Source organism: Streptomyces sp. NPDC001220 (genome assembly GCF_053597895.1).
On the sequence record NZ_JBSFJE010000005.1, the window covers coordinates 119,842 to 137,957 of the forward strand.

An 18,116-nucleotide genomic window follows, 5' to 3' on the forward strand; every position below is an offset into this window, starting at 1 on the left:
CACGGACTTCGCGCGGCGTTGCCGTATAGACGTATCGACACTCGAATCGGCTCCATCCGATTTCCGATGCCGTCCATAAGGCCGCCCGCCTTGACCGACGGCCCGTGACGCCACCGACACGGGCGACCACTCCAAAACTTGACGCATGTTCATCTTCAATCCCGGGGATACCGGCGGTAACGTCCAGCACCACCCCCGTCGTGAGGAGCCGCCATGCCCCGGCGCACCAGACATCACGCGTTGTTCGACAAACTGAGAACTCCCCGCAAGCTCCCCGGGTTCCTGAAAGCGGCGTCTGTATGCGTCCTCGTCGCCGGCCTGCTCTCCCCGCTGGCCCAGGCGACGCCGGCCGCGGCGGCCACCGCCTCCAACGACTACTGCGGCGGCCAGTGTTCGGACATCCTGCCGCCCGGTGAGAACGGCAACGCCACCCTCGCCCAGGTCCTGCTCAACCAGGTCTTCGGCACCCAGCCCGCCCACGCCGAGGACCAGCTCGGCCCCTACAACAACCTGGCCACGGGTTACTCCACCCTCACCGACGCGAAGATCAACACGTTCTTCAACGACTCGTCGTTCGGGGTCGCTTCCGATCAGGTCGCCTCCACGGAGAGTCCGGCGGGCCGCACCGATGTGACGATCGTCCGCGACAAGAAGACGGGCGTCCCGCACATCACCGGTACCACCAGATACGGCACCGAGTTCGGCGCCGGTTATGCCGCCGCTGAGGACCGGCTGTGGCTCATGGACGTGTTCCGGCACGTCGGGCGCGGCCAGCTCACCACCTTCGCCGGCGGCGCCGCCTCCAACCAGGGCCTCGAGCAGGAGTTCTACCGCAACGCCCCCTACACCGAGGCCGACCTCCAGGCGCAGATCGACAACGCCGTCGCCAACAACGGCACCCGCGGCCAGCAGGCCCTCGCCGATGCCAACGCCTACCTCGCCGGCATCAACTCCTACATCGACGCCTCCGACAGCGGCCGTTACTTCCCCGGCGAATACGTCCTGACCGGTCACAAGGACTCGATCACCAACGCCGGCACCATCGACCACTTCAAGATCACCGACCTGGTGGCGCTCGCCTCCGTGGTCGGCTCGCTGTTCGGCGCCGGCGGCGGAGGCGAGGTCAACAACGCCCTCTCGCTGCTCGCCGCCCAGCAGCAGTACGGCGTGGAACAGGGCACCAAGGTCTGGGAGTCGTTCCGCGAGCGCAACGACCCCGAGGCCGCGCTCACCGTCCACAACGGCGAGAGCTTCCCGTACGGCACCAAGCCGGCCACCCCGCAGGGCGAGGCGCTGCCGGACTCCGGTTCGGTGACGACCGAGCCGCTGGTCTACGACGCCACCGGCACCGGCGCAAGCCAGAGCGCCTCCGCCGCCTCCGCCGCGGCGACCGCGACCGCCCTCAGCTCGGCCAGGCGCGGGATGTCCAACGCGCTGGTGGTCAGCGGCAACCACACCGCGAGTGGTCACCCCGTCGCCGTCTTCGGACCGCAGACCGGGTACTTCGCCCCGCAGCTGCTCATGCTCCAGGAGATCCAGGGCCCGGGCATCAGCGCCCGCGGTGCCTCCTTCGCCGGCCTGAGCATGTACGTCGAACTCGGCCGCGGCCAGGACTACGCCTGGTCCGCCACCACCTCCGGCCAGGACATCATCGACAGCTACGCCGTCGAACTCTGCCAGGACGACTACCACTACCTGTACCACGGCACCTGCACGGCCATGGACGAGGTCGAGCAGAAGAACTCCTGGAAGCCGACCACGGCCGACGGCACGGCCGCCGGCTCGTACACCATGCGCGTGTGGAAGACGAAGTACGGACCCGTCGAATACCGCGCGACCGTCGGCGGGAAGAAGGTCGCCTACACCACCCTGCGCTCCTCCTACATGCACGAGGCCGACTCGATCATCGGCTTCCAGATGCTCAACGACCCCGACTACGTGAAGAGCCCGCAGACCTTCCAGAGCGCGGCGCAGCACATCAACTTCACCTTCAACTGGTTCTACGCGGACTCCTCCCACACCGCGTACTACAACAGCGGCAACAACCCGGTGCGGGCGACCGGTGTCGACCCCGAGTTCCCGGTCTGGGCGCAGGCGGCCTACGAGTGGCAGAACTGGGACCCGGCCACCAACACGTCCGACTACACCCCGGCCTCCCAGCACCCCAACTCCGTCGACCAGGACTACTACATCTCCTGGAACAACAAACAGGCGCTGAACTACACCACCGCCAGCTGGGGCGACGGTTCGGTCCATCGCGGCAACCTCCTTGACGACCGGGTGAAGAAACTGGTCGCGGCGGGCGGTGTCACACGCTCCTCGCTCGTCAAGGCCATGTCGGACGCGTCGCTCACCGACCTGCGGGCCGAGGACGTGCTGCCGGACCTGCTGAAGGTGATCAACAGCAGTACGGTGACCGACTCCACGGCCGCCGCGGCCGTCACCAAGCTCCAGACCTGGCTGACGGCGGGCGGCAAGCGCACGGAGACCTCGGCGGGCTCGAAGACGTACGCCAACTCCGACGCCGTCCGGATCCTCGACGCCTGGTGGCCGCTGCTGGTGAAGGCCGAGTTCCAGCCCGGCCTCGGTTCCGACCTGTACACCGCGTTCACCAACAACCTGTACATCGACGAGACTCCGTCGGCCGCGCACGGTCCGACCGGGGCACACGCCGGAAGCTCCTTCCAGTACGGCTGGTGGAGTTATGTCGACAAGGACATCCGGTCGGTGCTCGGGCAGAGCGTGTCGGGGCCGCTGGCCGCGCAGTACTGCGGCGGCGGCAGCCTCAGCGCCTGCCGGGACATCCTGATCAGCACGCTGAAGACGGCGGCCGGTACGAGTGCGTCCACGGTCTACCCCGGGGACTCGCTGTGCTCGGCCGGCGACCAGTGGTGTGCCGACTCGATCGTCCAGCGCACCCTGGGCGGTATCAAGCACTACAACATCAGCTGGCAGAACCGCCCGACCTTCCAGCAGGTCGTGGAGTTCACCTCGCACCGCTGAGCACGTCCATGGCGGCGGGGTCAGCCGATCCGCCCCGCCGCCAGCACCACCCTCGCCAGTTCGGGGTGCACGATGTCGCTGTGCGCTCCGGACGGCGGGTCGCCCCTCTTCACGACCGCCGCCGCGTCGACGTTCACACAACCCGGCGCGGCGAGCGGGCCGCGCAGAGCCGCCGCCAGGTCCAGCGACCGGGTGCCCGGCACCGCCTGCACCCCGTCGTGCCCCATCGCGCCCCACCGGGCGCCCAGCGCGTCGCCCACGTCCACGCCCAGCACCGACTCGCAGTCGTCCGCCATCCGGGAGGCCAGCGGGTACATCGTGCCGAGCGCCCCGTCGAAGCGGGAGTAACAGCACACCAGCGGGCCGTCGATCCGGTTCTCCTGGCCCTGCAGCACCCCGCCCGCGCGCGGGTCGTGCGGCAGCCGGGCGGCGAACGCGTAGTGCGAGAAGGCCCCTTGCAGCAGCGTCACGGACTTCACCGTGCGCACCCCGTCCGGCAGCCCGCGCAGCGCGAACGACACCAGCCGGCCGCCGAAGCTGTGCCCGACCAGATGCACCCGCAGCTGCGGGGCGACGCCGGCCAACTGCCCCACGACCCGCCCGAGCCCACGCTCCCCGACGGTCCCGGCGCGCCGCTTCATCGCGTAGTACGTCGCCTGCCGCAGCAGCTCCTTCGCGCCGTCCCAGGGGTTGGGCAGCGCGAAATCCGCCGCGCCGGAGCCCTGCCGGACGGAAGCCAGTGTCTGCGCGAACTCCTCGCACAGGGCCGTCGTGTCCCCGGTGAACAGCACCGGCTCGCTCTGCGGGACGCCCTCCGCGAGCGTGTCCGCCGCGAACAGCGGCTGGGGGCCGCCCGGCAGGACCTCGACGAGCAGCCGTACAAGGCGGCCGAACTCTTCCAACTCGCCGCCCGGGCGCTGGTCCAGCATCCGGGCGATCTGTTCGACCACGGTCGCCCGGCCCGGGAACGTGTCGAGGAGCGCGTGCCGGGTGTCCTTGTCGAGGACGGGGGCCGGTCTCTCCTCCGCCTCCGTGGCCACCACCGACTTCGGGAAGTCCGGGATCGGCTCGTCGCAGAACCGCATCGACGGCCACACCACCCCGACGTACCCGATCCTCGCCTTCGGCACCAGCTTCGGGATCGGTGCGAAGAACCGCCGGTACAGGGCGGTGGCGCCCGAACGGTCGTTGTTCCAGCCGTGCGCGAAGACGATCAGGTCATGGAGGCCGTGAGCCGTGACCTCGCCCAGCAGCCGGTCGCGTTCGGCGCCCTCCGGGTCGCCGTCGGCGTCGAAGGTCAGCTCCCAGTAGGGAGCCACGCTCATCCCAGGATCCGCCATACCAGGCTCCTCGTCACCCGAACCGGTGCGATCTGCGCGCATCGTCCCGCCGCCGGGCAAGGTTGGCCATACAACGCGCCTCACCTGTAGAGCAGAAATTCCTTTCGGATCCGGCGGAACGCGGCGAGTTCGTCCTGCCAGGCGCCGACGATCTCGTCCGTGCCCGCGCCCGCGTCGGTCATCGTGCGCACGGTCGTGGATCCGGTGAGCTTGTCGATCCAGTTGTCCGACCGCCAGGCAAAGTCCCCCCACACCTTCTTTGCGGTGACCAGGAGCGCGATCCCGGTCCGTACGGGGTCGTAGGCGGCCCGGTCGTGCACATGGAGCTGCACCCCGCCGACCGTCCTGCCCTGGAACTTGGAGAAGGTGGGCGCGAAGTACGCCTCCCGGCACCGCACGCCCGGCAGCCCGACTCCGTTGACTGCGGCCGCCCACCGCGCGTCGATCCCTTCCGCGCCCAGCAGTTCGAAGGGGCGGGTCGTGCCGCGCCCCTCGGACAGGTTGGTGCCCTCGAAGAGACAGGTTCCCGAGTAGACGAGGGCGGTGTCCGGGGTGGGCATGTTGGGGCTCGGCGGCACCCAGGGCAGTGCGTAGGCGTCGTAGAAGCGGTCGCGCCGCCAGCCCGTCATCGTCACGACGTCCAGCGCGACCGGGGTGCTCAGGAACTCCGCGTTGAACAGCTTCGCGAGCTCGGCGACCGTCATCCCGTGCGCCTGCGCGATCGGCTGCCGGCCGACGAAACTGGCGAACTCCCGGTGCAGGACCGGGCCCTGGGCGGTGCGCCCGGTCACCGGGTTGGGGCGGTCGAGCACGACGAAGCGCTTGCCCGCCGACTGCGCGGCCTCCATGCAGTCGTACAGCGTCCAGATGTACGTGTAGAAGCGGGCGCCGACGTCCTGGATGTCGAAGACGACCGTGTCCACGCCGGAGGCGCTGAAGACGTCGGCGAGGGGCTGTCCGCTCTTGAGGTACGTGTCGTAGACGGGGAGGCCGGTCGCCGGGTCGTCGTAGCGGCCCTCGGAGCCGCCGGCCTGGGCGGTGCCGCGGAATCCGTGCTCGGGGCCGAAGACAGCGGTCAGCCTGACCCGGGGGTCGGCGTGCATGACGTCGACGATGTGGCGGACGTCGGTGGTGATCCCGGTGGGGTTGGTGACGACGCCGACCTTCTGCCGGCCGAGGAGGGAGTAGCCGTCGGCGGAGAGGCGGTCGAAGCCGGTCTCGAAGCGGTCGGGGGCGTCGGCCGGGGATGCCGTGGGTACGGGTGTCACGGCCGCCGCCGTGGCCGCGGTGAGCAGACTTCGTCTGGAAGGGCGCCGCATGTGAGGCCTCCGTCGTCGTCCGGGTGCGGGTCGCTGGTGGCTGGTCGCGCAGTTCCCCGCGCCCCTGTGGGGCGCGTTGGAGTGCGGCCCCGCGCCCTTAGGGGGTGTGACGGTTGCCCTTTTCTCAAACATACCGACCGGTTAGTGTGTCCGTGCTGAGCCGAGTCTGGTCGCGTCGTGTCGAAGGAGACCGATGGTGGGAGCCGTGCAAGATGCCCGAGTCGTCGTCACCGGTGCGGGAGGTGGCATCGGGGCAGCTCTGGCCCGTCGGTTCGCCGCCGAGGGCGCCCGCGTCGTCGTGAACGACCTGTACGGGGAGAAGGCGGCCGCCGTCGCCGAGGAGATCGGCGGGATCGCGGTCCCGGGTGACGCGTCCGGCATCGTCGGCGCCGCCCGGGACGCGCTCGGCGGCAGCGTGGACGTGTACTGCGCCAACGCCGGGCTCGCCTCCGGCGGGTCCGAGGCGGCCGAGGCCGGGGTCTGGGCCGCCGCCTGGGACGTCAACGTCATGGCGCATGTGCGGGCCGCGCAGGAGCTGCTGCCCGACTGGCTGGAGCGGGGCAGCGGCCGGTTCGTGTCCACCGTGTCCGCCGCCGGGCTGCTCACCATGATCGGGGCCGCCCCGTACAGCGTGACCAAGCACGCCGCGTACGCCTTCGCCGAGTGGCTGTCGCTGACGTACCGGCACCGTGGCCTCAAGGTGCACGCGATCTGCCCGCAGGGCGTGCGCACCGACATGCTCGCCGCCACCGGCAGCGCGGGCGACCTGGTGCTCCAGCCGACCGCCATCGAGCCGGACGCGGTCGCCGACGCGCTGTTCAAGGGGATGGCCGAGGACCGGTTCCTGATCCTTCCGCATCCCGAGGTCGCCGACTTCTACCAGGCGCGGGCCGCCGCCCCGGACCGCTGGCTGACGAACATGAACCACATCCAGCAGAAGTGGGAGGCCACCCGGTGACCCAGCCGCAGACCGAGTCCCTCTACGCCGCCCGGCCCTGGGTGGCGCTTCTCGACGAGGCCCAGCGCGGCCCGGTCGATCCCCCCGCGTCGATGGTGCACGCCCTGCGCGCCGCCGTCGCCGAGGCGCCCGACCGCGCCTTCCTCGCCTATTTCGACGCCCGGCTCAGCTTCCGGGAGGTCGACGAGCTGAGCGACTCCGTCGCCGCGTACCTCGCCGAGCGCGGTCTGGAGCGCGGCGACCGGGTCGCCGTGATCCTGCAGAACTCGCCGCACTTCGTGATCGCGGTGCTCGGTGCCTGGAAGGCGGGCGCGACCGTCGTACCGGTCAACCCGATGTACAAGTCGGGGGAGGTCTCCCACGTCCTGCGGGACGGCGAGGTGGCCGCGATGGTCTGCTCGCAGCGGGCCTGGGAGTCGTATCTGCGGGACACGGCCGCCGACTCGTCGGTGCGGATCGTGCTCACCGCCAGCGAGCTGGACTTCCAGACCCGGGACGACGCGCGGGTGCTGGCCTTCGAGCGGCTGCCGCAGGCCGCCGACGCCGAGGACCTGGTGGCCGTCGCGCGCCGCGGCGGCACGGCCCCCGAGGGCCGCGACCCGGTACCGTCCGACATCGCGCTGATCAGCTACACCTCGGGCACGAGCGGCACCCCCAAGGGCGCCACCAACCTGCACGGCAACATCATGTACAACGCCGAGCGGCAGAGGACCGGGCTCGGGCTGCCCGACGCGCCGGTCTACTACGCCCTCGCGCCCCTCTTCCACATCACCGGCATGGTCTGCCAGCTCGGCGCCTGCCTGACCAGCGCCGGCACGCTGGTGCTGACGTACCGCTTCGAGCCGGGCCTGGTCCTGGAGGCGTTCGCCGAGCACCGGCCGCACTACACGGTCGGCCCCTCCACCGCCTTCATGGCGCTGGCCGCCCACCCGGACGTCACCCCGGAGCACTTCGCCTCCTTCGCGACCATCTCCTCCGGCGGCGCGCCCCTGCCGCCGGCCCTGGTGGAGAAGTTCCGGGCCGGCTACGGGCCGTACATCAGGAACGGCTACGGGCTCACCGAGTGCACCGCGCCCTGCGCCTCCGTGCCGCCGACCCTGGAGGCGCCCGTGGACCCGGTCTCCGGGACCCTGGCCGTCGGCGTGCCCGGCCCCGACACGATCGTCCGCATCGTCGACGACGAGGGCAACGAACTGCCCTTCGGCGAACAGGGCGAGATCGTCGTACGCGGGCCGCAGGTCGTGCCCGGGTACTGGCGGCGGCCCGAGGCCACCGCCGAGACCTTCCCGGACGGCGAGCTGCGCACCGGCGACATCGGCTTCATGGACCCCCAGGGCTGGCTGTACGTCGTCGACCGCAAGAAGGACATGATCAACGCGTCCGGCTTCAAGGTCTGGCCGCGCGAGGTCGAGGACGTGCTGTACACCCATCCGGCGGTGCGCGAGGCGGCCGTCGTCGGGGTGCCCGACGGCTACCGCGGGGAGACCGTCAAGGCCTACATCAGTCTTCGCCCCGGTGCTGCAACCGATCCGGACGATCTGGCCCTCTACTGCAAGGAGAGGCTGGCCGCCTACAAATATCCGCGGCTGGTGGAGATCCTGCCCGACCTGCCGAAGACGGCAAGTGGGAAGATCCTCCGACGGGAACTTCGTTCCCGGCCGCAACAGGGTTAGCAGACATACGAGAGAGGCAGGTGGCGGCAGTGCCCAGGACGACGGAGGGCGACGGAGCCCCTGTTCCGCAGCGGCTCCTGGCCGCCGCCACCCGGCTCTTCGCCGAGCAGGGGTACGACCGCACCTCCGTGCAGGAGATCGTGGAGGCGGCCGGCGTCACCAAGGGAGCGCTGTACCACTACTTCGGCTCCAAGGACGACCTCCTGCACGAGGTGTACGCGCGCGTGCTGCGCGTGCAACAGGAGCGGCTGGACGCCTTCGCGAACGCGGACGAGCCGATCGAGAAGCGGCTGCGGGGCGCGGCCGCGGACGTGGTCGTGACGACGATCGAGAACCTCGACGACGCGTCGATCTTCTTCCGGTCCATGCACCATCTGAGTCCGGAGAAGAACAAGCAGGTGCGCGCCGAGCGCCGGCGCTACCACGAACGCTTCCGCGCGCTGATCGAGGAGGGCCAGCGCGAGGGCGTCTTCTCCGAGGCGACCCCGGCCGACCTGGTCGTGGACTACCACTTCGGCTCGGTCCACCACCTGTCGACCTGGTACCGCCCGGACGGCCCGATGACCCCCCAGGAGGTCGCCGACCAGCTGGCCGACCTGCTGCTGCGAGCGCTGCGCCCCTGACCGGCAGGGCTCGGAACCTGGGCACATGCACCCGGCCCTGCGTGTGCCTAGGCTGAGAAGGCTGAATTCCTCCACGAGTCGACTCGGGGGGAAGGAGACCGAGTGCGATGGCGAGAGTCCTGTTCATCGTCAGCGGGGCGACCTACTGGGTGCTGAAGGACGGCACCAGATACGCGACCGGCTACTGGGCCGAAGAATTCGCCATGCCCTACAAGAAGATCACGGAAGCCGGTCACGACGTCGTGGTCGGCACACCCGGCGGCGTGACCCCGAACGTCGACATGATGAGCCTGCGTCCGTCGATGGCCGGCGGTGAGGAGATGGCGCTCGAGCTGGAGCAGATCATCCGTTCCGCCGAGGTGATGCGGCGGCCCCTGCAGCTCTCGGACGTCCGCCTGGAGGACTACGACGCGGTCTACCTGCCCGGTGGCCACGGCCCCATGGCGGACCTGGCGTTCGACGCCGATGTCGGCCGCCTGCTGACCGCGCAGCTGGCCTCCGGCAAGCCGCTCGCGATCGTGTGCCACGCCCCCGCCTCGATCCTCGCCACCAGGATCCACGGCAAGTCGCCCTTCGAGGGATACCGCATCACCTGCTTCACCAACGATGAGGAGGAAGCCGTCGGCCTGGCCCCCCGGGCACCGTGGCTGCTGGAGACGGAACTGAAGGAGAAGGTCGGCATCGACTTCAGCCGCGGCCCGATGTGGGAGCCCTACATGGTCGAGGACCGCAATCTCGTCACCGGCCAGAACCCCCACTCGGCGGCGATCCTGGCCGACCACCTGCTCCAGCTCCTCAAGTAGCCACTGGTGGCGGTGCAGGGGCACGTGCGCATAGTCTCGCCGGCATGGCAGACGCGTTCGCGGGTGTCCGGCTGCTCGGACCGCCGGTGACCGACGGCGAGTACATCGAGTTGAGCGAGCACGAGACGGTGCACCTGCACGAGTACACGCGGATCTACGCCGTGCCCGGCCTCTACGAGCATGTCGTCCAGGAACGGTTGCGGTGCCGGTCGCCGCAGGTCGCGGCGGAGGGTCTCGTGCGCGCGGCCGCGAGCCTCGGGCTGGAGCCGGGATCGATGACGGTGCTCGACGTCGGCGCCGGCACCGGGCTGGTCGGTGAACTCGTGCGTCGCGCGGGCGTGGCCCGGGTCGTCGGGGTCGACGCGCTGCCGGCGGCACGGGAGGCGAGTCTGCGCGACCGGCCGGGCGTCTACGCCGACTACGTGGTCGGCGACTTCCAGCTCGGCGACGGACTCCGCGCGGCACTACGCCCGCATGCGTTCGGCGGGTTGGTGTCGGCCGGCGCGTTCGGCGGCACGCACGCCACACCGCGGGCGCTGGTCAACGCGCTCGCGGTGCTGCCCGCGGGCGCGCCCGTGGCCTTCACCATCGACGAGCGGTGGATGGACGAAGCGGACCCGGACGGGTTCGGCGCCGCCGTCGAGCGGCTGGTGGCCGACGGAAGTCTCGCCCTGCTGGAGCGAACCCGGTTCCAGCACCGGGTGACGACGACCGGCGAGCCGATCTTCTACCAGCTCCTCGTGGGCCGGACGGGCTGAGGCGGACGGTGCGGGGCCGGTGCGGGCATCGGGGATGCCCGCACCGGCCCCGACCATGCGTCACCTACAGGTACTTCTTCAGCTCCCGGCGGGCCAGCGACCGCTGGTGCACCTCGTCCGGACCGTCGGCGATCATCAGCGTCCGGGCCCCGGCGTACAGGTCGGCCAGCGGGAAGTCCTGGCTGACGCCGCCCGCGCCGTGCAGCTGGATCGCGCGGTCGATGATGCCGACGACCGCGCGCGGGGTGGCGATCTTGATGGACTGGATCTCGGTGTGGGCGCCCCGGTTGCCGACGGTGTCCATCAGCCAGGCGGTCTTCAGGACCAGCAGCCGCAGCTGTTCGACCGTCACCCGGGCGTCCGCGATCCAGTTGTGGACCACGCCCTGCCGCGCCAGCTCCTTGCCGAAGGCGTTGCGGGACACCGCCCGCCGGCACATCAGCTCGATCGCCCGCTCGGCCATGCCGATCAGCCGCATGCAGTGGTGGATACGGCCGGGGCCGAGCCGGGCCTGGGCGATGGCGAAGCCGCCGCCCTCCTCGCCGATCAGGTTCGACACCGGCACGCGCGCGTGGTCGAAGATCACCTCGGCGTGACCGCCGTGCGAGTGGTCCTCGTAGCCGAAGACCCGCATCGCCCGCTTGACGGTGACACCCGGGGTGTCGCGCGGGACCAGGACCATGGACTGCTGGCGCCGGATGTCGGCGCCGTCCGGGTCGGTCTTGCCCATCACGATGAAGATCTTGCAGTCCGGGTTCATCGCACCGGAGATGTACCACTTGCGGCCGGTGACGAGGTAGTCGTCGCCGTCGCGCTCGATGTGCGTGGTGATGTTGGTGGCGTCGGAGGACGCCACCTCCGGCTCGGTCATGGCGAACGCGGAGCGGATCTCACCGGCGAGGAGCGGCTCCAGCCACTGCTTCTTCTGCGCCTCGTCGGCGAACTGGGCCAGCACCTCCATGTTGCCGGTGTCCGGCGCCGCGCAGTTCAGCGCGGTGGGCGCCAGGTGCGGGGAGCGGCCGGTGATCTCGGCGAGGGGCGCGTACTGGAGGTTGGTGAGCCCCGCGCCGTACTCGGCGTCCGGGAGGAAGAGGTTCCACAGGCCCTGCCTGCGTGCCTCCGCCTTCAGTTCCCCGACCACGGCCGGGGTGTCCCACGGCGAGGCGAGCGCGGCGCGCTGTTCCTCGGCGACCGCCTCGGCCGGGTAGACGTACTCGTCCATGAAGGCGAGCAGCTTGGCGCGCAGTTCCTCGGTGCGCGCGTCGAACGCGAAGTCCATGGCCGGTCAGCCTTCCTGAAGAGTGGTCAGTCCGTGGTCGATGAAGACGGGCACGAGTTCGCCGATGCGGTCGAAGCCCTGCCCGAGCGTCTGGCCCTGCGTGTACCGGTAGTGGATGCCCTCCAGGATCACGGCGAGCTTGAACCAGGCGAACGCCGTGTACCAGGCGATGTGCGAGACGTCCCGCCCCGAGCGGGCCGCGTAGCGCTCGACCAGCTCCCGCGGGTCCGGGTGGCCGGGTGCCTCGGCGGTCGTCGACACCGGCGAGTCGGGTGTGCCCAGCGGCTTGCTGTACATGACCAGCAGGCCCAGGTCGGTCAGCGGGTCGCCGAGCGTGGACATCTCCCAGTCGAGGATCGCCCTGATGGTGTCGTCGTCGCCGATCAGCACGTTGTCGAGGCGGTAGTCGCCGTGGATCACGGTGGGCGCGGGGGAGTCGGGCAGCCGGCGGCCCAGGGTGGCGTGCAGCTCGTCGATGCCGGCCAGCTCACGGTTGCGGGAGGCGTCCAGCTGCTTGCCCCAGCGGCGCAGCTGCCGGTCCAGGAAGCCCTCCGGGCGCCCGAAGTCGGCGAGGCCGACCTCCTCCGGGTCCACGGCGTGCAGCTCGACGAGGGTGTCGACGAGGGAGAGCACGGCGTTCCTGGTGCGCTCGGGGCCGAGCGGGACGAGCTGGTCGGAGGTGCGGTACGGGGTGCCCGCCACGAACTCCATCACGTAGAACGGCGCCCCGAGGACCTCCGGGTCCTCGCACAGCAGCACCGGCCGCGGCACCGGCACCTCGGTCGGGTACAGCGCACTGATCACCCGGTGCTCGCGCTTCATGTCGTGCGCGGTGGCCAGGACGTGGCCCAGCGGCGGCCGTCGTACGACCCACTTCGAGGTGGAGTCGGAGACCGCGTAGGTGAGGTTCGACCGTCCGCCCTCGATCAGCCTTCCGGTCAGTGGACCGGTCGCCAGGCCGGGGCGCTCTCGGTCGAGCAGTCCGCGCAGCCGGTCGAGATCCAGTCCGGGCGGGTGGTCGGGGCTCATGCATCGCTCCTACGAACGAGTGAACAGGACCCAACTCATGATGCCGACCAGTCGGTATGTCGTCCAGCGGGTGAGCCAAACGTGACCGGGACCACCCTACGGCCCGGCCGTGGGATGACGGCTCCCCGCGCGCGCAGAGCAGGGAGCCGTCGTTCGGGTCGGGGACCGTCTCAGTGGTCGTCCCAGTGGCCGTTGTGCTCGGCGTGCCGGTGGCCGTCGTGAAGGTAGTCGATGTGGTCGCCGTGCAGTACGCCGGTGTGGCCGCAGCCGTCGCCGTGCCGGTGGTCGTGGGCCTCGTGGGTGACGTGCCCGGCGGGCTCGCACTCGTCCCAGTGGCCGCCGTGCTCGCGGTGCAGGTGCCCGTTGTGCGCGTAGTCGAGGTGGTCGCCGTGCGGCACCTGGTCGTGCCCGCAGTCCGGTCCGTGGCTGTGGCCGTGCGAGGTGTGTTCCTGGTGAAGGGTGGTCATGGTGTTCGCCTTCAGCGGTACGGGGGTCGGGAAGGTGGCGTGCTGCCGACGGACAGGCTGCCACGCGAACGGCACATATGCGGGCATCCCGGTTGCGTGGCGTGCGAGTACCCCGGAGGGTCGGTTGCATGAAGGGCATCAGCTACAGCCGGTACGGCGGACCCGAGGTACTGGAGTACGGCGAGGTCAAGGACCCGAAGGTGGGCCCCGACACGGTCCTGGTGAAGGTCCGGGCGGCGGCCGTCAACCCGGTCGACTGGAAATGCCGGGAGGGCGATCTGCACGGCATCATGGACGCCGTCTTCCCGGTGATCCCCGGATGGGACGTCTCCGGCGTGGTGGTTCAGCCGGGCCCGGCCGTCACCGAGTTCGGGGTCGGCGACGAGGTGATCGGCTACGTCCGGGAGGACTTCCTCTCCCGGGGCACCTTCGCCGAGTACGTCGCCGCCCCGGTGCGCACCCTCGCCCGCAAGCCGCGCAACCTCTCCTTCGAGGAGGCCGCGGGGCTGCCGCTGGCCGGGCTCACCGCCTACCAGGTGCTGGTCCACGCCCTGGAGGTCAAGCGCGGCGAGACGGTCCTGGTGCACGCCGCCGCCGGCGGGGTCGGCTCCATCGCGGTCCAGATCGCGGCGCACCTCGGGGCCCGGGTCATCGGTACGGCGAGTGAACGCAACCACGACTTCGTCCGGGGCCTCGGCGGCGAGCCGGTGAGCTACGGCCCCGGCCTGACCGAACGCGTACGGGGACTGGCCCCGGAGGGCGTCGACGCGGTCTTCGACACCGTCGGCGGCGATGCCCTGACCAGTTCGGCGAACATGCTCGCCCCCGAGGGACGGATGGCCTCGATCGCCGACCCGGACGTCGTCGACTTCGGCGGCCGCTACTGCTGGGCGCGCCCCGACGCCGAGGACCTGAAGCGGATCGCCGGACTCGCGGAACAGGGAGCGGTGACGGTCCATGTCGCCGAGACGTTTCCGCTGAAGCGGGCGGCCGACGCGCACCGGCGCAGCCAGGAGGGGCGCACCCGCGGCAAGCTGGTGGTCACAGTGGAGTGGCCGGAGGAGGAGGGCTAGGCCTGGGGCCTAGACGACCAGCGCGGCGGCGCACAGTGCGACGGCGACCGTGCACAGCACCGCCGCGGTCGCCTGCCGCGGGGCCAGTGCCGAGGGGCGGTCGGTGGCCGTCAGGGCGCGGATCCGGCGGTTGGCGACCAGGAGGAAGCCCAGCCACAGGACGCAGCAGGCCGCGCAGGCGAGCACGCCGCCGGCCGAGGTGCTGCCGTGCACCGCGGTCTTCGCGGCGAGTACGGCGGCGACGGTCGCCGACAGTGTCGTACGGCGCCAGGCCAGCCGGGTCCGCTCCGGCTGGAGCCCCGGGTCGCGGGCCGGCGCGGTCATCCTTCCCACCCGACGAGCACCACGACGACCATCGCGACGGCGACCACGGCGACGACCACGCCGAGCAGGGCCGGGAACCGGGAGACCGGCAGATCCTCGCCGCGCCGCATGGCCCGCTCGCAGCGCATCCAGTGGTTCACCGCCCGCAGCGAGCACAGCACGCCGGCGGCGAGGAGCGCGAGCGCGAGGCCGACCCGCCAGGCCCAGCGGAGGTCGGGCAGGAACTGGTCCACGGCGAAACCGCCGCCGATCAGGGCGAGGGCGGTGCGCAGCCAGGCCAGGAAGGTCCGCTCGTTGGCGAGGGAGAAGCGGTAGTCAGGGGTCGTTCCCTCTTCGCGCACCGCTTCGGGGGCGAACCACAAACGGACGTTCCGCGCGAATTCGATCACGTGCAGAAACCCTACCGGGGGGGGCCGAGGGTTCGGCTGCGGGTGGGTGGGGGGTTGCCCGCGCAGTTCCCCGCGCCCCTTACGGGGCGCCTCAGGCACGGGCCGCCCTGTCAGCTGGCGCAGCTGCGGGCAGTCGTACCGCACGGGCGGCACGGGTGGGCGCAGCGGCACCCGGCCGGTGCCGGTAAGCGTCCCCCCGCCTCAGGCCCGCCACTTCCGCAGCTTCTCCCACGCCGCCAGGCCGTCCGGTACCCACTCCCACTCACCGAGCCGCCCCGTCAGTTCCTCCTCCGTGAGGAAGTCGTGCCAGGCCACCTCCTCCACCTGGGGCCGTACCGGCAGCTCGCAGCGGACCTCGTACACCGCCGACCACCAGCTGAGGCCGGCGCCGTCGTCGTACCGGAACTTGAAGAGGAAGGTCGGCCGGGGCAGCCCGGACACGCCCAGCTCCTCCTCCGCCTCCCGCAGCGCCGCGTCGTCGTAGGACTCGCCCGCGCCGACCACACCCCCGACGAACATGTCGTACAGGGAGGGGAAGACCAGCTTGGTCGCGGTGCGGCGGTGGACGAAGACGCGGCCGGCGGCGTCGCGGGCCAGGATGAAGGCGCAGCGGTGGCGCAGGCCCCGGGCGTACGCCTCGCCGCGGGGGGCCTGTCCGATCACCCGGTCGTGCTCGTCGACGATGTCGAGGATTTCGTCAGCAGGCTTCATGCCGCCATCCAAGCAGGCCGGAGCCCCGGGGCGTCAGCGCGGCTGGAGGTCCAGCGAGGGTTCCTTCGGCGCCGGACCGCGCGGCATCGCGGGGTGCAGCCCGAGCAGCACGATGCCCGCCACGATCGCCGCGAGCCCGGCCGCCTCCCAGGCCAGCGCCCCGGTGTCGGTGCGCAGCCGGTCCCCGAGGAAGCCGACGCCGCACAGGATCCCGGCGAGCGGCTGGGCGGCGGTGAGCGCGGGCAGCGAATTGCGCAGCTCCGCGGTCTCGAACGCGCTCTGGACGAGGATCAGCCCGCTGACCCCGAGCACCAGCACGCCGTACGGCTGCCAGCCGGTCAGTACCTCGGTGATGCCGCCCTCGGAGAAGCGGGTGCTGGTGACCCGGGTCAGCGCGTCCTGTACGCCGTACAGCAGGCCGGCCGCGAGGGCGAGCAGGGTCGGTCCCGCGCTGAGCCGGGACCGCTTGGCGTAGGTGGTGAGCAGCAGGGCGAGGCCGACCACCACACCGATGATCAGCCAGTGGCGCAGCGGGTTGGCGATGGCGTCACCGCCGCGTGGCTGGCCCGCCAGGATGAACGCGGTCACCCCGCCCGCGAGCAGACCGAGTCCGGCCCAGCCCTGGTGGCTCAGGGGATGCTTGGTCTGGTGCCGCGAGAGCGCGAGGGCGAAGAGCAGGTTCGTCGCCAGCAGCGGTTCGACCAGGGAGATCTCGCCCTTGCCGAGCGCGATCGCGCCGAGCACCATGCCGGCCACCATCAGGCCGATCCCGCCGAGCCAGCGCGGCACCCTCATCAGGTCGAGCAGCAGCCGGAAGGAGAGGAAGTCGCTGAGCGGGGCCTTCTGGGCGACGTTCTGCTGGAGCACGAACCCGAAGCCGAGGCAACAGGCCGCACTCACGGCGAGAATCAGAACCAGAACGGACACGCTGCGTACCTCGATCATGCGGCCGGGCTACGGGGTGCGTAGTGGCCGACTGTAGCGCTCGCGGATATGTGTTGCCCCGGGAGTACCCGGAACCGGGCGGTTGACTCGGTCACGGTGCCCGAGCCGAACACGGCAGGTGGATCAGGGCGGCGGTGGGACCGGTACGGCCATGGTCCGATGCCCGGGCGGCCCGCGCCATGGCGTACGCCACAGCCGGTACCCGGAGCCCCACGGCCACGGTACGCCCAACGGGCCCCGGCGCGCGTCAAGTTCCGCTGCGCCCGGGGTAGTTGAACGGGGTACCAGCCCCGTTCAGCTTGACGCAAAGTCTTGGCTGGGGGTTTGCTGTGCGTGATCGGCCGATGGCAGCCCGACAACCAGGAAGTTCCGCGGTGCCCCCAACCCCGCCCCTCTTAGGCCCAGGCCGGGCCGTCGCAGAAGGTCCCCGCGCGGCAGCGCACCCCGGGTGCGAACACTGTCCCGACGACGCCCTCGACGACGCCGAACTCATCTCCGCTCGAGCCGCGTTGGCCCAGGGCCGCTGGCAGGCCGCCCGTTCCCTGCTGCTCCACACGGGTGACGACTGGGACCGCCGGGGCCATCGGGTCACCGCCCTCGCCCGCGAGCCCTACGCCATCGCCTGGGCTCGCGAATGGCTGCTCGCCGAGCCCGGCTCCACCGGTGCCGCCACCCTCTACGCCCTGACCCTGGTCCGGCGTGCCCTGCGCGGCAAGGAACCCCTCGACCGGGCCCGCGAGGCCTGCTCCGGTGCCGCCGCGCTCGCCCCCGCCGACCCCACCCCGTGGCTCGGCCTCCTGCTGCTCGCCCGCCGCCTCGGCACCGACGACGAGACGCGCCGCATGTTCCACGAGGTGCGCGACCGCCATCCCGAGCACCACCACGCCCACCACCTGATGGCCGCCCGCATCGCGGAGACCGAGACCGAGGGGACGTACGAACTGTGCGCCTTCGCGGAACGGTCGGCCGCCGCGGCCCCGGCCGACTCCCCGCTCGCCGTCCTCCCCGTCGTCGCCTACACCGAGCGGCACCGGGTGCTCGCCGCCACCGGCCGGGCACCCGCCGACCCGGCCGCGGCCGGCCACTGGGCCGAGCCGTCCGCCCGGCGCGCCCTGAGCGCGGCCTTCGACTGGTGGCTGGAGTGGGGCATCGAGGAGCACCCGCGCCGCCATGTCGACCTCAACCACCTCGCCCACGCCACCTCCGGCGCCGGCCGGTACGCCGAGGCCGCGGCCCTGTTCCAGCGCATCGGCCGGCATGCCACCCCGGCGCCCTGGTGCTACCCGGACCGCGACCCGTGCGAGGCGTTCCGGGCGGCCCGGGAGCGCGCGCTCGGCGGTTGAGGAGAGGCGGTTGATGAGAAGAGGTTGTGGATTTCTTACGGCGGCCGGATTTCCTGGCCGGGCCCGCCCCGAGGGTGTT

17 protein-coding genes are annotated in these 18,116 nt (G+C 71.3%); 8 read left to right on the top strand and 9 right to left on the bottom strand.

Features of this window, described 5'->3' with window-relative positions; genetic code table 11:
• The first annotated feature begins 213 nt into the window (after window positions 1-213).
• A complete protein-coding gene (locus tag ACWDGI_RS14005; RefSeq protein ID WP_450758696.1) occupies window positions 214-3,003 on the top strand; it encodes a penicillin acylase family protein in 2,790 nt (929 codons plus the stop codon).
• Window positions 3,004-3,023: 20 nt separating this feature from the next.
• Here the strand turns inward: ACWDGI_RS14005 and ACWDGI_RS14010 are convergent, their stop codons facing one another.
• Entirely contained in the window at window positions 3,024-4,343 is a 1,320-nt protein-coding gene (locus ACWDGI_RS14010) for a serine-threonine protein kinase (RefSeq protein ID WP_450758698.1), read from the bottom strand.
• A gap of 80 nt (window positions 4,344-4,423) precedes the next feature.
• On the bottom strand, window positions 4,424-5,662 hold the full coding sequence (locus ACWDGI_RS14015) for an exo-beta-N-acetylmuramidase NamZ family protein (RefSeq protein ID WP_450758700.1): 1,239 nt from the start codon (window positions 5,660-5,662) through the stop codon (window positions 4,424-4,426).
• 193 nt (window positions 5,663-5,855) lie between these two features.
• On the opposite strand from ACWDGI_RS14015, the gene ACWDGI_RS14020 reads away from it, so the two are divergent.
• The 5 genes from ACWDGI_RS14020 to ACWDGI_RS14040 all read left to right on the top strand — a co-directional run bounded on the left by ACWDGI_RS14020 (window position 5,856) and on the right by ACWDGI_RS14040 (window position 10,477).
• Complete coding sequence (locus ACWDGI_RS14020; protein ID WP_450758702.1) at window positions 5,856-6,620, top strand: SDR family oxidoreductase; 765 nt, start codon at window positions 5,856-5,858, stop codon at window positions 6,618-6,620.
• Window positions 6,617-8,293, top strand: a complete 1,677-nt coding sequence (locus ACWDGI_RS14025) for a class I adenylate-forming enzyme family protein (RefSeq protein ID WP_450758704.1) — start codon at window positions 6,617-6,619, stop codon at window positions 8,291-8,293. The genes ACWDGI_RS14020 and ACWDGI_RS14025 overlap by 4 nt, the downstream gene beginning before the upstream one ends.
• 29 nt (window positions 8,294-8,322) lie before the next feature.
• Entirely contained in the window at window positions 8,323-8,916 is a 594-nt protein-coding gene (locus ACWDGI_RS14030) for a TetR/AcrR family transcriptional regulator (RefSeq protein ID WP_450758706.1), read from the top strand.
• A 107-nt stretch (window positions 8,917-9,023) separates the two neighbouring features.
• The gene (locus tag ACWDGI_RS14035; protein ID WP_450758708.1) at window positions 9,024-9,719 is read left to right on the top strand and encodes a type 1 glutamine amidotransferase domain-containing protein; all 696 of its coding nucleotides are present in this window, start codon (window positions 9,024-9,026) and stop codon (window positions 9,717-9,719) included.
• A gap of 44 nt (window positions 9,720-9,763) precedes the next feature.
• Window positions 9,764-10,477 (top strand): methyltransferase domain-containing protein, encoded by a 714-nt coding sequence (locus ACWDGI_RS14040; RefSeq protein WP_450758710.1) that lies wholly within the window; start codon window positions 9,764-9,766, stop codon window positions 10,475-10,477.
• A gap of 64 nt (window positions 10,478-10,541) precedes the next feature.
• On the opposite strand, the gene ACWDGI_RS14045 is transcribed toward ACWDGI_RS14040, so the two are convergent.
• From ACWDGI_RS14045 to ACWDGI_RS14055, 3 genes are all read right to left on the bottom strand, one after another.
• On the bottom strand, window positions 10,542-11,756 hold the full coding sequence (locus tag ACWDGI_RS14045) for an acyl-CoA dehydrogenase family protein (RefSeq protein WP_450758712.1): 1,215 nt from the start codon (window positions 11,754-11,756) through the stop codon (window positions 10,542-10,544).
• 6 nt (window positions 11,757-11,762) lie between these two features.
• A complete protein-coding gene (locus tag ACWDGI_RS14050) occupies window positions 11,763-12,785 on the bottom strand; it encodes a phosphotransferase family protein (RefSeq protein WP_450758714.1) in 1,023 nt (340 codons plus the stop codon).
• Window positions 12,786-12,955: 170 nt separating this feature from the next.
• Window positions 12,956-13,252, bottom strand: a complete 297-nt coding sequence (locus ACWDGI_RS14055) for a hypothetical protein (RefSeq protein ID WP_450758715.1) — start codon at window positions 13,250-13,252, stop codon at window positions 12,956-12,958.
• A 128-nt stretch (window positions 13,253-13,380) separates the two neighbouring features.
• On the opposite strand from ACWDGI_RS14055, the gene ACWDGI_RS14060 reads away from it, so the two are divergent.
• Window positions 13,381-14,325: an NADP-dependent oxidoreductase gene (locus ACWDGI_RS14060; RefSeq protein WP_450758717.1), complete on the top strand. Its 945-nt coding sequence runs from the start codon at window positions 13,381-13,383 to the stop codon at window positions 14,323-14,325.
• 9 nt (window positions 14,326-14,334) lie between these two features.
• On the opposite strand, the gene ACWDGI_RS14065 is transcribed toward ACWDGI_RS14060, so the two are convergent.
• The 4 genes from ACWDGI_RS14065 to ACWDGI_RS14080 all read right to left on the bottom strand — a co-directional run bounded on the left by ACWDGI_RS14065 (window position 14,335) and on the right by ACWDGI_RS14080 (window position 16,676).
• Window positions 14,335-14,649, bottom strand: coding sequence for a DUF202 domain-containing protein (locus tag ACWDGI_RS14065; protein ID WP_450758719.1), 315 nt, complete (start codon window positions 14,647-14,649; stop codon window positions 14,335-14,337).
• On the bottom strand, window positions 14,646-15,038 hold the full coding sequence (locus ACWDGI_RS14070) for a YidH family protein (RefSeq protein WP_450758721.1): 393 nt from the start codon (window positions 15,036-15,038) through the stop codon (window positions 14,646-14,648). Before ACWDGI_RS14070 ends, ACWDGI_RS14065 begins: the two co-directional genes overlap by 4 nt.
• 201 nt (window positions 15,039-15,239) lie before the next feature.
• On the bottom strand, window positions 15,240-15,749 hold the full coding sequence (locus ACWDGI_RS14075) for an NUDIX hydrolase (RefSeq protein ID WP_450758723.1): 510 nt from the start codon (window positions 15,747-15,749) through the stop codon (window positions 15,240-15,242).
• A gap of 33 nt (window positions 15,750-15,782) precedes the next feature.
• Window positions 15,783-16,676 (bottom strand): DMT family transporter, encoded by an 894-nt coding sequence (locus ACWDGI_RS14080; RefSeq protein WP_450758725.1) that lies wholly within the window; start codon window positions 16,674-16,676, stop codon window positions 15,783-15,785.
• 392 nt (window positions 16,677-17,068) lie between these two features.
• On the opposite strand from ACWDGI_RS14080, the gene ACWDGI_RS14085 reads away from it, so the two are divergent.
• A complete protein-coding gene (locus tag ACWDGI_RS14085; protein ID WP_450758727.1) occupies window positions 17,069-18,037 on the top strand; it encodes a hypothetical protein in 969 nt (322 codons plus the stop codon).
• Window positions 18,038-18,116 lie beyond the last annotated feature (79 nt).

Excerpts from the sequence above, each read along its gene's own strand:
- ACWDGI_RS14020 (WP_450758702.1), top strand. The coding sequence starts at position 5,856 with ATGGTGGGAGCCGTGCAAGATGCCCGAGTCGTCGTCACCGGTGCGGGA.
- ACWDGI_RS14050 (WP_450758714.1), bottom strand. The coding sequence starts at position 12,785 with ATGAGCCCCGACCACCCGCCCGGACTGGATCTCGACCGGCTGCGCGGA.
- ACWDGI_RS14055 (WP_450758715.1), bottom strand. The coding sequence starts at position 13,252 with ATGACCACCCTTCACCAGGAACACACCTCGCACGGCCACAGCCACGGA.
- ACWDGI_RS14040 (WP_450758710.1), top strand. The coding sequence starts at position 9,764 with ATGGCAGACGCGTTCGCGGGTGTCCGGCTGCTCGGACCGCCGGTGACC.
- ACWDGI_RS14005 (WP_450758696.1), top strand. The coding sequence starts at position 214 with ATGCCCCGGCGCACCAGACATCACGCGTTGTTCGACAAACTGAGAACT.
- ACWDGI_RS14060 (WP_450758717.1), top strand. The coding sequence starts at position 13,381 with ATGAAGGGCATCAGCTACAGCCGGTACGGCGGACCCGAGGTACTGGAG.
- ACWDGI_RS14010 (WP_450758698.1), bottom strand. The coding sequence starts at position 4,343 with ATGGCGGATCCTGGGATGAGCGTGGCTCCCTACTGGGAGCTGACCTTC.
- ACWDGI_RS14015 (WP_450758700.1), bottom strand. The coding sequence starts at position 5,662 with ATGCGGCGCCCTTCCAGACGAAGTCTGCTCACCGCGGCCACGGCGGCG.
- ACWDGI_RS14065 (WP_450758719.1), bottom strand. The coding sequence starts at position 14,649 with ATGACCGCGCCGGCCCGCGACCCGGGGCTCCAGCCGGAGCGGACCCGG.
- ACWDGI_RS14045 (WP_450758712.1), bottom strand. The coding sequence starts at position 11,756 with ATGGACTTCGCGTTCGACGCGCGCACCGAGGAACTGCGCGCCAAGCTG.
- ACWDGI_RS14035 (WP_450758708.1), top strand. The coding sequence starts at position 9,024 with ATGGCGAGAGTCCTGTTCATCGTCAGCGGGGCGACCTACTGGGTGCTG.
- ACWDGI_RS14075 (WP_450758723.1), bottom strand. The coding sequence starts at position 15,749 with ATGAAGCCTGCTGACGAAATCCTCGACATCGTCGACGAGCACGACCGG.